Genomic DNA, 14,492 nt, shown 5'->3' with positions numbered 1-14,492 from the left:
CAAACCGGCTCCTACGCGTCTTGTGGGAGCCGGCGCACGGCGCTAGAACCTGGACCCAGGCTCCAGCAGAAAGTCCATCTCTTCACTGGTGCTCGGCCGCCCCAGCACCAGGTTGCGATGCGGGAAACGCCCGAACCGGGCAATTACCCGCTGGTGCTTTTCGGCATAGTCGAGGAACCCTTCGAACAACCGGCGGTTCGCCTCCGGCTGTTCATCGAGCAGGATCTGGTAACGCTCGACGCACAGGTTCTGCCAGTCCAGCACCTCGGCATGCTCCAGCACCAGCAGCACGAACACCCGCTGAATAGGCAGCAGCTGGTAATCCCAGTCCTTCTGCAGCCCCTGCATGGCAACCACCTGGGCACGCCGGTCGCCGTCGAAGGCGCGCGGCGTGTCGCGGTAGATCATGCGCGGCAGTTGGTCCAGCAGGATCAGCAGGGCCAGCCAGCCTTGCGGGCTTTGCTGCCATTCATCGAGGCCGCCGGCCAAGGCCTGCTCGACGAGCTCGCCGAACAGCGCCTGAGCCTCGCCGTCGTGGTGTTTGCCGAACCACAACGTGCTCTTCTCGTCAGCCACGGCCTGGGGACTGGTGCCCCAACCGAACCACCACTCCAGCAACGGCTGCCAAGGTGCGAGCATGTCTTACTCCTTGTGGTAAGCGGTAACGCGCTCGACCTCTTCCTTCGAGCCCAGGATGACCGACACGCGCTGGTGCAGGCTTTCTGGCTGGATATCGAGGATGCGATCGTAACCGTTGGTGGAAGCGCCACCCGCCTGCTCGATGATGAAGGACATCGGGTTGGCTTCGTACATCAGGCGCAGCTTGCCCGGCTTGCTCGGCTCGCGCGCGTCGCGCGGGTACATGAACAGGCCACCACGGGTCAGGATGCGGTGTACGTCGGCCACCATCGAGGCGATCCAGCGCATGTTGTAGTTCTTGTTCAGCGGGCCGGTCTCGCCAGCCAGCAGTTCGCCCACGTAGCGCTGAACCGGGGCTTCCCAGTGACGCTGGTTGGACATGTTGATGGCGAACTCGGCGGTGCTTTCCGGTACGCGAATGTTTTCGTGGGTCAGGACGAAGCTGCCCAGCTCGCGGTCCAGGGTGAAGCCCTTGACGCCATTGCCCAGGGTCAGGATCAGCATGGTCTGCGGGCCATAGATGGCATAACCGGCGGCGACCTGCTGGGTACCTGGCTGCAGGAAGGCTTTTTCGTTCAGGGTTTCGTTCTGGCTCAGGTACTCGTTCGGGCAGCGCAGTACCGAGAAGATGGTGCCGACCGAGACGTTGACGTCGATGTTGGACGAGCCATCCAGCGGGTCGAAGACCAGCAGGTAAGCACCCTTGGGGTATTTGCCCGGGATCTGGTAGGCGTTGTCCATTTCCTCGGAGGCCATGCCGGCCAGGTGACCGCCCCACTCGTTGGCTTCGAGCAGGATCTCGTTGGAGATGACGTCCAGTTTCTTCTGTACTTCGCCCTGCACGTTTTCAGTGCCCATGCTACCCAGCACGCCACCCAGGGCGCCCTTGGACACGTTGTGGCTGATTTCCTTGCACGCACGCGCCACCACTTCGATCAGGAAGCGCAGATCGGCAGGGGTATTGTTGCTGCGGGTCTGCTCAATCAGATAGCGACTCAGGGTAACGCGGGACATGTATGGCTCCGAAAGGATAGGGGGAGAAAACCCCCGCAGTTTACAGGGAGTGTTCAATGCTAGCGAGCAAAGAGACTCATCTTGCTGCCTTGAGTTCAGCCACCGCCCTGCCAATGGTCGGGGCCGGTCGCCGGCAAGCCGTCTCCCGCGCGAGCTTACGGCAGGTGCCGAATAGCCGGCGATGGGCCGCGTCGCGGCCCCTTTGCATCAATCCAGCGCCTTCCAGATTTCGGTGGCGTACTCGCGTATGGTCCGGTCAGACGAGAACCAGCCCATTCGCGCCGTATTCAGTACCGCCATGCGCCACCATTCCTCCGGCTTGTGCCACAACTCCTCCACCCGTCGCTGGGCATCCCAATAGGCGTCGAAGTCGGCGCATACCAGAAACCGGTCATGGGCCACCAGGCCATCGATCAGCCCAGCATAGCGCGAGGGGTCGTCTGGCGAGAACACCCCGCTGCGGATTGCTTGCAATACGTCGCTCAGGCGCGTGGAGGCGGCAATGGCGGCACCGGCACCGAAGTCCCCGGCACGGCGCCGCGTCTCCACCTGCTGGGCGGTCAGGCCGAAGATGAACATGTTGTCGGCACCGACCTGCTCGCACATCTCCACGTTGGCGCCGTCCAGGGTCCCGATGGTCAGTGCGCCGTTGAGGCCGAACTTCATGTTGCTGGTGCCCGACGCCTCGTACCCGGCTGTGGAGATCTGCTCGGAAAGGTCTGCCGCCGGGATAATGCTTTCGGCCAGGCTGACGTTGTAGTTGGGCAGGAACACCACCTTGAGCAGCCCGCGCACGGTCGGGTCGTTGTTGACCACACGGGCGATGTCATTGGCCAGCTTTATGATCAGCTTGGCCTGGTGATAGCTGGCTGCCGCCTTGCCGGCGAAGATCTTCACCCGTGGCACCCACGCGGTACCGGGCTCGGCGCGCATCGCCTGGTACAACGCCACGGTGTGCAGCAGGTTGAGCAATTGCCGCTTGTACTCGTGGATACGCTTCACCTGCACGTCGAACAGCGCCTCGGGATTGACCGTCACCCCCAGGCGGTCCTGGATGATGCTGGCCAGCGCACGCTTGCTGTGCAGGCGCTGGGCGGCGAACTGCTTGCGGAAACTGCCTTTGTCCGCGAAAGGCACCAGATTGGCCAGGCGCCCTTCCGGGTCATCCAACAGCTCTGGCCCCAGCGCCTCGACCAGCATCGCGGTCAGCGGCGGGTTGGACTGATACAGCCAGCGGCGGAAGGTGATGCCATTGGTCTTGTTGTTGATTCGATGCGGGTAGAGCTTGTGCAGCTCAGCGAACACGGTGCTTTTCATCAGCTTGCTGTGCAGCGCCGAAACACCGTTGACGCTGTGCGAACCGAGGAACGCCAGGTTGCCCATGCGCACACGGCGGCCATTGTCCTCCTCGATCAGCGAGACCGCGCGCAGCACGTCGAAATCGTGCAGGCCTTTGGCGCGCAAGGCGTCGATATGGTAGGCGTTGATCAGATAGATGATCTGCATGTGCCGTGGCAGCATGCGCTCCATCAGGGCCACAGGCCAGGTTTCCAGTGCCTCGGGCAACAACGTGTGATTGGTGTAGGCCAGCGTGCCGACGGTCAGCTCCCAGGCCTTGTCCCAAGGCACTTCATGCTGGTCGACCAACAGCCGCATCAACTCGGCCACGGCAATCGAGGGGTGGGTATCGTTGAGCTGGATGGCGGCCGCATCAGGCAGGTTGAGGAAGTCCTTGTGCATGTTCAGGTGGCGGCGCAGCAAATCCTGCAGCGAGGCGGACACGAAGAAGTATTCCTGACGCAGCCGCAGTTCCTGGCCGGCCTCGGTGCTGTCCGCGGGGTACAGTACCCGCGAAATGCTCTCGGCCCTTGCCACTTCGGCCACCGCGCCCAGGTGGTCGCCCGCATTGAAGCGCTCCAAATGCAGCTCTTCCAGCGCCCGGGCACGCCATAGCCGCAAGGTATTGACGCTGGCGCCACGCCAGCCGACTACCGGCGTATCGTAGGCCACCGCCCGCACCGTTTCGCCCGGCCACCATACCTGGCGCTGCTGGCCATTGGCATCGTGTACCGTCTCGACGCTGCCACCGAAGCTGATCGGGTAGATGACCTCTGCCCGCTCGAACTCCCAGGGGTTGCCGAAATCCAGCCAGTTCTCGGTCTGTTCCTGCTGCCAGCCATCGACCACCGCCTGACGGAACAGGCCATGCTCGTAGCGAATGCCATAGCCATGGGCCGCGATGCCCAGGGTCGACATGCTCTCCATGAAGCACGCCGCCAACCGGCCCAGGCCACCGTTGCCCAGCGCTGCATCCGGCTCCAGCAGGCGAATCCGCTCCAGGTCCACGTCCAGCCCTTCCAAGGCTTCACGGGCAATGTCCAGCAGGCCCAGATTGCTCAGGCTGTCATACAGCAGCCGACCGATGAGGAACTCCAGGGAAAGGTAATAGACCCGTTTCTGACTGCGTCTATAGGCGCGACGGGTGTGATCCATCCAGTGTTCGACCATGTGGTCGCGGGCAGCCAGGGCGATGGCTTCGAACCAGTCATGGTCGAAAGCGTGCTCTGGGTCCTTGCCGACCGCATAGGTCAGTTTGGCCAGTACAGCGGCACGGAACTCGGCCACCTCGGCGTCACGTGCTTTGGGTTCCTGGGACATGCGGCATCCTCGGGCAAGTTGACGAAAGCGGAGGGAGAGTGTTGAGACTAGACCCTTCGACAAGGAGTGACAGCACCTGTTCGCAGTTTTCATGCCCGCTTTACGATTCCGGCAAAAGGTTGTTCACAATTTGAACAACTCCGGTATGATCGCGCGCCCCAAGACCGTGATTCACCTCTTAAAAAACGATGAAAACGACCCTGATTGCCGCGGCCGAAGTAGACCGCCTGGAAACCTGGCAGCGCTATGCCAGCCACATGTGCGGGGGCTGCCATTCGACCTGCTGCACCCTGCCGGTTGAAGTGAAGATCAAAGACTTGATCCGCATCGGCGTGGTAGACGAGTTCGAGAAGGACGAGCCGCCGAAGAACATCGCCAAACGCCTGCAGAAAGACGGCATCATCGAGCGTTTCAACCAGAAGTCAGGCATTTTCACCCTGACGCGGATGAGCAACGACGATTGCCTCTATCTGGATCGCAAGAGCCGGCTGTGCACCATTTATGACAAGCGACCGGATACCTGCCGGAACCATCCGAAGGTCGGGCCTCGCCCGGGGTACTGCGCCTACAAGCCCAAGGCCACAACCCGCTGATCGCCTGCCTGCCCTGTTCTCTCAGGAACAGCAGGCAAACAAAAACGCCCCCGGCCTTTCGACCGGGGGCGTTTTCGTTTCAACTCAAGCTAGACGATCAAGCCTTGGCTTTCTTGGCAGCGCGGGTACGCTCGCCTTCGTCCAGGATCTTCTTGCGCAGACGGATCGACTTCGGCGTGACTTCGCACAGCTCGTCGTCCTGGATGAATTCCAGGGCCTGTTCCAGCGTGTGGCGAACCGGCGGAACCAAGGCGATGACTTCGTCCTTGCCCGAAGCACGCATGTTGTCGAGCTTCTTGCCTTTGGTCGGGTTGACGCCCAGGTCGTTGTCACGGCTGTTCAGACCGATGATCTGACCGTTGTAGATATCCTGGCCGTGCTCGATGAACAGCTTGCCACGAGCCTGCAGGGTTTCCAGCGAGTAGGTCAGGGCCTTGCCGGTCTCGATCGAAACCAGAACACCGTTCAGACGGCCGGACATCTGGCCAGGCTTCATGGTGTCATAGCGATCGAAGATCGAGGTCAGGATGCCTGCACCGTTGGTCAGGGTCAGGAACTGGTTACGGAAACCGATCAGACCGCGAGCTGGGACGTTGTACTCCAGACGAACACGGCCTTTGCCATCCGGCGCCATGTTGGTCAGGTCGCCCTTACGCAGGCCCATTTCTTCCATGACCTTGCCCTGGGATTCTTCAGGGATGTCGATGGTGACGTTCTCGTACGGTTCCTGCTTGACGCCGTTCACCTCACGGATGATCACTTCAGGACGGCCTACAGCCATCTCGAAGCCTTCACGGCGCATGGTTTCGATCAGTACCGACAGGTGCAGCTCACCACGGCCGGAAACCTTGAACTTGTCAGCCGAGTCGCCTTCTTCGACGCGCAGGGCAACGTTGTACAGCAGTTCTTTGTCCAGACGTTCTTTGATGTTACGGCTGGTGACGAACTTGCCTTCCTTGCCGCAGAACGGCGAGTCGTTGACCTGGAAGGTCATCGAAACGGTCGGCTCGTCGACAGTCAGCGGCTTCATCGCCTCGACGTGGTTCATGTCGCACAGGGTGTCGGAGATGAACAGCTCGTCGAAACCGCTGATGCAGACGATGTCGCCAGCGGTAGCTTCTTCGACGTCGACACGGTGCAGGCCGTGGTGGCCCATCAGCTTGAGAATACGGCCGTTGCGCTTCTTGCCTTCGGTGTCGATGGCGACGACCGGAGTGTTCGGCTTGACGCGGCCACGGGCGATACGGCCTACGCCGATAACACCCAGGAAGCTGTTGTAGTCCAGCGCGGAGATCTGCATCTGGAACGGGCCGTCGACGTCAACGGTCGGAGCCGGAACGTGGTCGACGATGGCCTGGTACAGCGGGGTCATGTCTTCGGCCATGTTGGTGTGGTCCAGACCGGCGATGCCGTTCAGGGCCGAGGCGTAGACAACCTGGAAGTCCAGCTGGTCGTCGGTGGCGCCGAGGTTGTCGAACAGGTCGAAGATCTGGTCCAGTACCCAGTCAGGACGCGCGCCCGGACGGTCGACCTTGTTGATCACGACGATCGGCTTGAGGCCAGCTTCGAAGGCCTTCTTGGTCACGAAGCGGGTTTGCGGCATCGGGCCGTCCTGGGCATCGACCAGCAGCAGCACCGAGTCGACCATCGACATGACACGCTCAACCTCGCCACCGAAGTCGGCGTGGCCGGGGGTGTCGACGATGTTGATGCGGTAGTCGTTCCAACGGATGGCGGTGTTTTTCGCCAGGATGGTGATACCGCGCTCTTTTTCCTGGTCGTTGGAGTCCATGACGCGCTCGTCGTTGAGCTCGTTACGCTCCAGGGTGCCGGACTGGCGCAGGAGTTTGTCGACCAGGGTGGTTTTACCATGGTCAACGTGGGCGATGATGGCGATGTTACGCAGATTTTCGATCACAACTGTATCTCGATCAGAGGATTCGGGTTGCCGCCCAGTCTAGGCGGCCAATATGTAAGGCATAAGGCTCAGCGGGGCCGGCTGTCGGGAGGGCGATGGCGGATGCTGCCGCCATACAGCCCTGGCGTCTTATGTCGGACGATAAACACGCACATTGGCATGTCCCTCACTGAGCAGATGGTGTGCGTGCAGACGGCTCATCACACCCTTGTCGCAATACAGCAGGTACTGGCGGTTGGCATCCAGGTGCTTGAACTTGCTGTTGATCGCATAGAACGGCATGGCCTGGACTTCGATACCGTCGATGACCAGAGGTTCGTCTTCCTGGGCATCGGGGTGGCGGATGTCGATGACGATCTGACCAGGCAAGGCCTGCGCCACTTCCTCGATTTCGACGTCCTTGCCCAGCTCGTCGATCACATGGTCGATGGAGATGAACTTGGCGCGCTCCAGGGCGCGCTCAAGCACGGCCATGTCGAACTGCTTCTCTTCATGCTCCATGCGGTGACGCTTGGCATGGGTAGTAGGGTTCACCGAGATCACGCCACAGTACTCGGGCATGTGCTTGGCGAACTCGGCGGTGCCGATCTGGGAGGCCGTGTCGATGATGTCCTGCTTGTGGCTGGCCAGCAGCGGACGCAGTACCAGCTTGTCGGTAGCCGAATCGATGATCGACAGGTTCGGCAGGGTCTGGCTGGAAACCTGGGAAATCGCCTCGCCGGTGACCAGCGCATCGATTTCCAGACGCTCGGCCATGCGCGCGGCACCGCGCAGCATCATGCGCTTGAGGGTCACGCCCATGTAGCTGTTGTCGACCTTGTTCAGAATCTCGCCGACCACTTCCTCGAACGGCACACTGATGAACAGCACGCGCTGGCTGCTGCCGAACTTCTTCCACAAGTAATGGGCCACTTCCATCACGCCCAGCTCGTGGGCACGGCCGCCCAGGTTGAAGAAGCAGAAGTGGGTCATCAGGCCGCGGCGCATCATCTGATAGGCCGCCACGGTGGAGTCGAAGCCACCGGACATCAGCACCAGGGTCTGCTCAAGGGCACCCAGCGGGTAGCCGCCGATGCCGTTGTGCTGGTTGTGAATGACGTACAGGCGCTGATCGCGGATTTCGATGCGCACCAGCACTTCCGGGTTCTTCAGGTCGATGCCGACGGCGCCGCACTGCTGACGCAACTGGCTGCCGACGTAGCGGTCAACGTCCATCGAGGTGAAATCGTGATGGCCGCCGCGCTTGCAGCGCACGGCGAAACGCTTGCCGGCCAGCAGGTGGCCGAAGTGCTGCTTGCACTTGGCGACGATATCGTCGAAGTCGCCCAGCGGGTATTCTTCGACCTGCAGGAAATGGGTGATACCCGGCGTGCAGGTGAGGCGCTCGATCATTTCGCGCTGGACTTTCTCGTCCTCGATGCGGGTGACCACTTCGAGATTGTCCCAGACACCATCGACCGCGAGCTCAGGGTCCAGGTCCTTGAGCACGACACGGATATTCTTGCCGAGCTGACGGATGAAACGCTTGCGCACCGGCCGGCTCTTGATGGTGATCTCTGGGAAGACTTTGACGATAAGTTTCATTGGTTAACAGCGCGCGCAGGGCCTGCCGAAAATGAGGGGCGCGAATTATAGCGGATATTGCTCAGGTTTTGACCAACTTTTGGTCAGCGCGTTTGGGAGGGGATGCCGGGGGCGGGTTTTCCGCTGCCTGTGAGATCGAATGCCGCCCGCGCGACGCATCGCGAGCAAGGCTCGCTCCTACATTTGTTCCTGGCCACTAACGTCAATGACAGGCGCGCGCGACCGCCTTGTGTGTACGCCGCGATATCGTGCCGGGCACCAAGGCGTTCGCGCGTAGATCCCACAGACCTCATAGGCCAGAAACAAATGTAGGAGCGAGCCTTGCTCGCGATGCGCCGCGCGGGCGGTGCGACCTCAGGCGCACCACAAAAACCACGACACGCACATATTTGGTGCGCGAGCACCAGAAAGCGCCCTCAAAAGATGCACTTTTGTACGCCAGACGCCGGCCAGATGCCCGTAAACGCCCCCTTTTATCCCGCCCTCGCCATTTTTGGGCACTGGCATGCAATTTGCTCTCTTGTGAGGCAGGTAAGCTTGGCCGACTATGCGCGCCCGGCGACACCCTTTTTCCAGGGCAGCGGCTAAGCGCCCTAGACCATCCGGAGGACAACATGTCGAAGTCGGTTCAACTCATCAAAGATCATGACGTCAAGTGGATTGATCTGCGTTTCACGGACACCAAAGGCAAGCAGCACCACGTCACCATGCCCGCTCGCGACGCGCTGGATGACGACTTCTTCGAAGCTGGCAAGATGTTCGACGGCTCGTCGATCGAAGGCTGGAAAGGCATCGAAGCTTCCGACATGATCCTGCTGCCGGACGACTCCTCCGCCGTCCTGGACCCGTTCACCGAAGAGCCGACCCTGATCCTGGTCTGCGACGTGATCGAGCCGTCCACCATGCAAGGCTACGACCGCGACCCACGCGCCATCGCCAAGCGTGCCGAAGAATTCCTGAAGTCGACCGGTATCGGTGACACCGTACTGGTAGGCCCGGAGCCTGAGTTCTTCATCTTCGACCAGGTGAAGTTCAAGTCCGACATCTCGGGCTCGATGTTCAAGATCTACTCCGAGCAAGGCTCCTGGATGACCGATCAGGACGTCGAAGGCGGCAACAAGGGCCACCGCCCTGCCGTGAAAGGCGGCTACTTCCCGGTTCCGCCGTGCGACCACGACCACGAAATCCGTACCGCCATGTGCAACGCCATGGAAGAAATGGGCCTGGTCGTCGAAGTTCACCACCACGAAGTGGCCACTGCCGGCCAGAACGAAATCGGTGTGCGCTTCAACACCCTGGTCACCAAGGCTGACGAAGTTCAGACCCTGAAGTACTGCGTGCACAACGTTGCCGATGCCTACGGCAAGACCGCTACCTTCATGCCGAAGCCGCTGTACGGCGACAACGGCTCCGGCATGCACGTTCACATGTCGATCTCCAAAGACGGCAAGAACACCTTCTCGGGCGAAGGCTATGCCGGCCTGTCCGACACCGCCCTGTACTTCATCGGCGGTATCATCAAGCACGGTAAGGCCCTGAACGGCTTCACCAACCCGGCGACCAACTCCTACAAGCGTCTGGTACCTGGCTTCGAAGCGCCGGTCATGCTGGCCTACTCGGCCCGTAACCGTTCGGCCTCGATCCGTATCCCTTACGTTTCCAGCCCGAAAGCCCGCCGTATCGAAGCGCGCTTCCCGGACCCAGCTGCCAACCCGTACCTGTGCTTCGCCGCCCTGCTGATGGCTGGTCTGGATGGTATCCAGAACAAGATCCACCCCGGCGATGCAGCCGACAAGAACCTGTACGACCTGCCGCCTGAAGAGGCCAAGGAAATCCCGCAGGTTTGCGGCAGCCTGAAGGAAGCTCTGGAAGAGCTGGACAATGGCCGTGCGTTCCTGACCAAGGGCGGCGTGTTCTCCGACGACTTCATCGATGCCTACATCGAGCTGAAATCGGAAGAAGAGATCAAGGTCCGTACCTTCGTTCACCCGCTGGAATACGACCTGTACTACAGCGTTTGATGACATCGGCGCGCTGCGCTGATTGAATCACCAGAAACGGCCTTCATACGAAGGCCGTTTTTGTTTACGCACAGACCTATCAGCAGCTTCCTACAAGTGAAAGCCCGCAGACTGGCCACACTCAGGTCTCCACGAAAAGGAGATCAACATGCGCCTTATCCCCGCCATGATGTGCTTGGCCTTGGCCCTTAACGGCTGCCGCGCAACCTCGCCCACCCAGCCCGAATTCGACCCGTTGCTCACCGCCATCGAACACCGCCTGGACCTTGCTGTTTCGGTCGCGACGCACAAATGGAAACTCACGCTACCGGTCCAAGCCCCTGAACGCGAGCAGCAAGTCCTGGCCAAGGTCCGCCAGGATGCGCCCGACTACGACCTCGATCCACCTCGCGCAGCGGCATTCTTCAGCGACCAGATCGAAGCCAACAAGCTCGTTCAATACACGCTGATCGATCGTTGGAATGCCCTGGGCAGTCAGCCCACCAGCACATCCCGCGACCTCGTGCACGAACTTCGCCCACGGCTGGACACGCTTCAAGCGACTTTGCTGGACGAGCTCCGCCGTTTTGACCTGCTCGACATGCGTGACTGCCCGAAAAAGCTGGCTAGCGCACTGCAACAACGCACCAATGATCCGCTACGGCACATAGCGCTGGTCCGAGCCACGGCGCAGCTGTGCGTGAAGTCCTGACCATCGCTATGCTCTATATTGGTGCGCAACAATGATCGACGCCCCACGCTGCAGCCCAAAAAAGGTCACTTGAAACGTTAAACCACCGCTTTTTGATCCGAATAAGCGCAATTTCGGGACTTTGTCACGGAATACCGCTTCTTTTCGGAGCTTTGGTTTGTTTCTTGCATTTTCCTGGCATCAGCGGATCCATAGCGCCCCCATCCCTGGCACGGCCAAGGATACGCCAGCGCAAAAAGAGGTCACCGACGCCTTATGACCATCAGCGATGCACAGCACCGTCTGCTTCTGGACAACCTGACCACGGCCACGCTCCTGCTCAATTCGGAGCTGCGTCTGGAGTACATGAACCCGGCTGCCGAAATGCTTCTGGCAGTCAGCGGTCAGCGCAGCCACGGGCAGTTCATCAGCGAGCTGTTCACCGAATCGACCGAAGCGCTCAATTCGCTGCGCCAGGCGGTGGAACAGGCACACCCGTTCACCAAGCGCGAGGCGCAACTGACGTCGCTGACCGGCCAGACCATCACCGTCGATTATGCCGTCACGCCAATCCTGCACCTGGGCAATACCTTGCTGCTGCTGGAGGTGCACCCGCGTGACCGACTGCTGCGCATCACCAAGGAAGAAGCCCAGCTGAGCAAGCAGGAAACCACCAAGATGCTGGTGCGCGGCCTGGCCCATGAAATCAAGAACCCCCTTGGCGGCATTCGCGGCGCGGCGCAGTTGCTATCGCGCGAACTGCCCGATGACGGACTGCGCGACTACACCAACGTAATCATCGAAGAGGCCGATCGCCTGCGTAATCTGGTCGACCGGATGCTCGGCTCGAACAAGCTGCCGTCATTGGCCATGACCAACATCCATGAGGTGCTGGAGCGGGTCTGCAGCTTGGTGGAGGCCGAAAGCCAGGGTTGCATCACTTTGGTGCGTGACTACGACCCTAGCCTGCCAGACGTACTGATCGACCGCGAGCAGATGATCCAGGCGGTGCTCAACATCGTGCGCAACGCCATGCAGGCGATCAGCTCGCAGAACGAACTGCGCCTTGGCCGCATCACCCTGCGCAGCCGTGCGGTGCGTCAGTTCACCATCGGCCATGTGCGCCACCGCCTGGTCGCCCGGGTCGAGATCATCGACAACGGCCCAGGCATTCCGGCGGAACTGCAGGACACCCTCTTCTATCCCATGGTCAGTGGACGCCCGGACGGTACCGGGCTGGGCCTGGCCATCACCCAGAACATCATCAGCCAGCACCAGGGCCTGATCGAGTGCGAAAGCCATGCCGGCCATACCGCTTTCTCGATCTTCCTGCCCCTGGAACAAGGAGCCACTGCCTCATGAGCCGAAGTGAAACCGTATGGATCGTCGACGATGATCGTTCCATTCGCTGGGTCCTGGAAAAAGCCCTACAACAGGAAGGCATGGCCACCCAGAGCTTCGACAGCGCCGATGGCGTGATGAGCCGGCTGGCCCGCCAGCAACCGGATGTGATCATCTCTGACATCCGCATGCCGGGTGCCAGCGGCCTCGACCTGCTGGCACAGATCCGCGAACAGCACCCACGCCTGCCGGTCATCATCATGACGGCCCACTCGGACCTGGACAGCGCAGTGGCGTCCTACCAGGGCGGCGCCTTCGAGTACCTGCCCAAGCCGTTCGACGTGGACGAGGCAGTCTCGCTGGTCAAGCGGGCCAACCAGCACGCACAGGAGCAGCAGGGACTGGATGTTCCGCAAAGCCTGGCGCGCACGCCGGAAATCATCGGCGAAGCGCCGGCCATGCAGGAGGTATTCCGCGCCATCGGCCGCCTCAGCCACTCCAACATCACCGTACTGATCAACGGCGAATCCGGTACCGGCAAGGAGTTGGTGGCCCACGCCCTGCACCGCCACAGTCCGCGAGCGGCATCGCCGTTCATCGCTTTGAACATGGCGGCCATTCCCAAGGATCTGATGGAATCGGAACTGTTCGGCCACGAGAAAGGCGCATTTACCGGTGCGGCCAACCTGCGCCGTGGCCGCTTCGAGCAAGCCGACGGTGGCACGCTGTTCCTCGACGAGATCGGCGACATGCCCGCCGACACCCAGACCCGTCTCCTGCGGGTCCTGGCCGATGGCGAATTCTATCGGGTCGGCGGCCATATTCCGGTGAAGGTCGATGTGCGCATCATCGCCGCGACGCACCAGAACCTCGAATCCCTGGTACAGGCTGGCAAGTTCCGTGAAGACCTGTTCCACCGCCTGAATGTGATCCGTATCCACATTCCGCGCCTGGCGGACCGTCGTGAAGATATTCCGGCCCTGGCTCGTCATTTCCTCGGCCGCGCGGCCCAGGAGCTGGCGGTCGAGCCGAAGCTGCTGAAGCCTGAGACCGAGGAGTTCATCCGTAACCTGCCGTGGCCGGGCAACGTGCGCCAGCTGGAAAATACCTGCCGCTGGATCACGGTGATGGCATCCAGCCGCGAAGTGCTGATTGGCGACCTGCCCCCTGAACTGCTCAACCTGCCTCAGGACGCCGCCCCGGTGACCAACTGGGAGCAGGCCCTGCGTCAGTGGGCCGACCAGGCACTGGCACGCGGGCAGTCGAACTTGCTCGACAGCGCGGTGCCCAGTTTCGAGCGGATCATGATCGAGACAGCGCTCAAGCACACTGCTGGCCGTCGCCGGGATGCCGCGGTGTTGCTGGGCTGGGGTCGCAACACGCTGACCCGCAAGATCAAGGAACTGGGCATGAATGTCGATGCCGCGGATGACGATGGAGACGAGGAAGGTTAAGTCCCAATCCTCAAACCCGTCGCTGCCCTGCACCACCGGCCAATCTGGCAGGCCAGTGGTGTAGGGCGACCAGCATTTGGATCAATTACTCTGCTTGGGCTTTGGCCCGCCACTTGTCGAAGGCCCCACGGACACCCAGGAGCTTATCGACCAGAAGCGCCAGCGACTGCTGGCCGCCCTTCCCGATCTCTTCGACTTTCCCCAGCTGGGACAGATCATCCAGGATCTTCATCGCCTGCTCCACGGTGGTGGGCTGCTTGTCTTCGCTCATGATTCATCTCCGTTTCGATGGATGGCAAATGCCGATATCGACACTAAAACCCAAGCGCCCTTGACTGAACTCGGTAAGGCTTCCTGCACCGATCCTGTGCCCGCTGCACCTTGCTAAGGCACAAACCCCCTCAAAAGTCGGCCAAATCACCCTAAACCCGCCTGTTTCCGGGTATTTCAAAACTGGCACGCCATCTGCAATAAGACCTGTACCTACAGTTTCGGGGGCCTCGGTACAGGCAGGCCGGGTGAACCCCTCTTTTATTCGCAGTCGCTCCAGTTTTGGGGACCTTGGTACAGGCAGGCCGAGACATCCCCTCTTTTACACGC

The 14,492-nt window shown here is 61.0% G+C and carries 11 protein-coding genes; 5 read left to right on the top strand and 6 right to left on the bottom strand.

The genetic code is table 11. The features are described from left to right. Positions 1–42 precede the first annotated feature (42 nt). The 3 genes from H620_RS0120005 to H620_RS0119995 all read right to left on the bottom strand — a co-directional run bounded on the left by H620_RS0120005 (position 43) and on the right by H620_RS0119995 (position 4,311). Positions 43–639: a DUF924 family protein gene (locus H620_RS0120005; RefSeq protein WP_023378285.1), complete on the bottom strand. Its 597-nt coding sequence runs from the start codon at positions 637–639 to the stop codon at positions 43–45. A 3-nt stretch (positions 640–642) separates the two neighbouring features. Continuing rightward, entirely contained in the window at positions 643–1,653 is a 1,011-nt protein-coding gene (locus H620_RS0120000; RefSeq protein ID WP_023378284.1) for a class 1 fructose-bisphosphatase, read from the bottom strand. A 207-nt stretch (positions 1,654–1,860) separates the two neighbouring features. Further along, positions 1,861–4,311 (bottom strand): glycogen/starch/alpha-glucan phosphorylase, encoded by a 2,451-nt coding sequence (locus tag H620_RS0119995; protein WP_027907930.1) that lies wholly within the window; start codon positions 4,309–4,311, stop codon positions 1,861–1,863. A gap of 188 nt (positions 4,312–4,499) precedes the next feature. Between H620_RS0119995 and H620_RS0119990 the strand changes: the two genes are divergently transcribed. Then, positions 4,500–4,904: a YkgJ family cysteine cluster protein gene (locus H620_RS0119990; protein ID WP_023378282.1), complete on the top strand. Its 405-nt coding sequence runs from the start codon at positions 4,500–4,502 to the stop codon at positions 4,902–4,904. A gap of 97 nt (positions 4,905–5,001) precedes the next feature. Here H620_RS0119990 and typA read toward each other — a convergent pair whose 3' ends face one another. Both typA and thiI read right to left on the bottom strand, forming a co-directional pair. Beyond that, positions 5,002–6,822 (bottom strand): translational GTPase TypA, encoded by a 1,821-nt coding sequence (gene typA, locus H620_RS0119985; protein ID WP_023378281.1) that lies wholly within the window; start codon positions 6,820–6,822, stop codon positions 5,002–5,004. Between the two features lie 129 nt (positions 6,823–6,951). Next, the gene (thiI, locus tag H620_RS0119980; protein WP_023378280.1) at positions 6,952–8,406 is read right to left on the bottom strand and encodes a tRNA uracil 4-sulfurtransferase ThiI; all 1,455 of its coding nucleotides are present in this window, start codon (positions 8,404–8,406) and stop codon (positions 6,952–6,954) included. Positions 8,407–9,020: 614 nt separating this feature from the next. On the opposite strand from thiI, the gene glnA reads away from it, so the two are divergent. From glnA to ntrC, 4 genes are all read left to right on the top strand, one after another. After that, the gene (glnA, locus tag H620_RS0119975; RefSeq protein ID WP_027907929.1) at positions 9,021–10,427 is read left to right on the top strand and encodes a glutamate--ammonia ligase; all 1,407 of its coding nucleotides are present in this window, start codon (positions 9,021–9,023) and stop codon (positions 10,425–10,427) included. Between the two features lie 148 nt (positions 10,428–10,575). Beyond that, entirely contained in the window at positions 10,576–11,118 is a 543-nt protein-coding gene (locus tag H620_RS0119970) for a chorismate mutase (RefSeq protein WP_027907928.1), read from the top strand. Positions 11,119–11,373: 255 nt separating this feature from the next. Beyond that, on the top strand, positions 11,374–12,459 hold the full coding sequence (gene glnL / locus H620_RS0119965; protein WP_023378276.1) for a nitrogen regulation protein NR(II): 1,086 nt from the start codon (positions 11,374–11,376) through the stop codon (positions 12,457–12,459). Further along, positions 12,456–13,892, top strand: coding sequence for a nitrogen regulation protein NR(I) (gene ntrC / locus H620_RS0119960; RefSeq protein ID WP_023378275.1), 1,437 nt, complete (start codon positions 12,456–12,458; stop codon positions 13,890–13,892). Before glnL ends, ntrC begins: the two co-directional genes overlap by 4 nt. Positions 13,893–13,977: 85 nt before the next feature. Here the strand turns inward: ntrC and H620_RS0119955 are convergent, their stop codons facing one another. Then, entirely contained in the window at positions 13,978–14,163 is a 186-nt protein-coding gene (locus tag H620_RS0119955) for a hypothetical protein (RefSeq protein ID WP_023378274.1), read from the bottom strand. Between the last annotated feature and the right edge of the window lie 329 nt (positions 14,164–14,492).

Origin of the sequence: Pseudomonas taiwanensis DSM 21245, assembly GCF_000425785.1 — a bacterium.
GTDB classification, from domain to species: Bacteria; Pseudomonadota; Gammaproteobacteria; order Pseudomonadales; family Pseudomonadaceae; genus Aquipseudomonas; species Aquipseudomonas taiwanensis.
Note: the sequence above shows the minus strand (reverse complement) of the source record. Positions and strands in the feature narration are given on the sequence as shown.

Excerpts from the sequence above, each read along its gene's own strand:
- H620_RS0120005 (WP_023378285.1), bottom strand. The coding sequence starts at position 639 with ATGCTCGCACCTTGGCAGCCGTTGCTGGAGTGGTGGTTCGGTTGGGGC.
- H620_RS0120000 (WP_023378284.1), bottom strand. The coding sequence starts at position 1,653 with ATGTCCCGCGTTACCCTGAGTCGCTATCTGATTGAGCAGACCCGCAGC.
- H620_RS0119995 (WP_027907930.1), bottom strand. The coding sequence starts at position 4,311 with ATGTCCCAGGAACCCAAAGCACGTGACGCCGAGGTGGCCGAGTTCCGT.
- H620_RS0119990 (WP_023378282.1), top strand. The coding sequence starts at position 4,500 with ATGAAAACGACCCTGATTGCCGCGGCCGAAGTAGACCGCCTGGAAACC.
- thiI (WP_023378280.1), bottom strand. The coding sequence starts at position 8,406 with ATGAAACTTATCGTCAAAGTCTTCCCAGAGATCACCATCAAGAGCCGG.
- glnA (WP_027907929.1), top strand. The coding sequence starts at position 9,021 with ATGTCGAAGTCGGTTCAACTCATCAAAGATCATGACGTCAAGTGGATT.
- H620_RS0119970 (WP_027907928.1), top strand. The coding sequence starts at position 10,576 with ATGCGCCTTATCCCCGCCATGATGTGCTTGGCCTTGGCCCTTAACGGC.
- glnL (WP_023378276.1), top strand. The coding sequence starts at position 11,374 with ATGACCATCAGCGATGCACAGCACCGTCTGCTTCTGGACAACCTGACC.
- ntrC (WP_023378275.1), top strand. The coding sequence starts at position 12,456 with ATGAGCCGAAGTGAAACCGTATGGATCGTCGACGATGATCGTTCCATT.
- H620_RS0119955 (WP_023378274.1), bottom strand. The coding sequence starts at position 14,163 with ATGAGCGAAGACAAGCAGCCCACCACCGTGGAGCAGGCGATGAAGATC.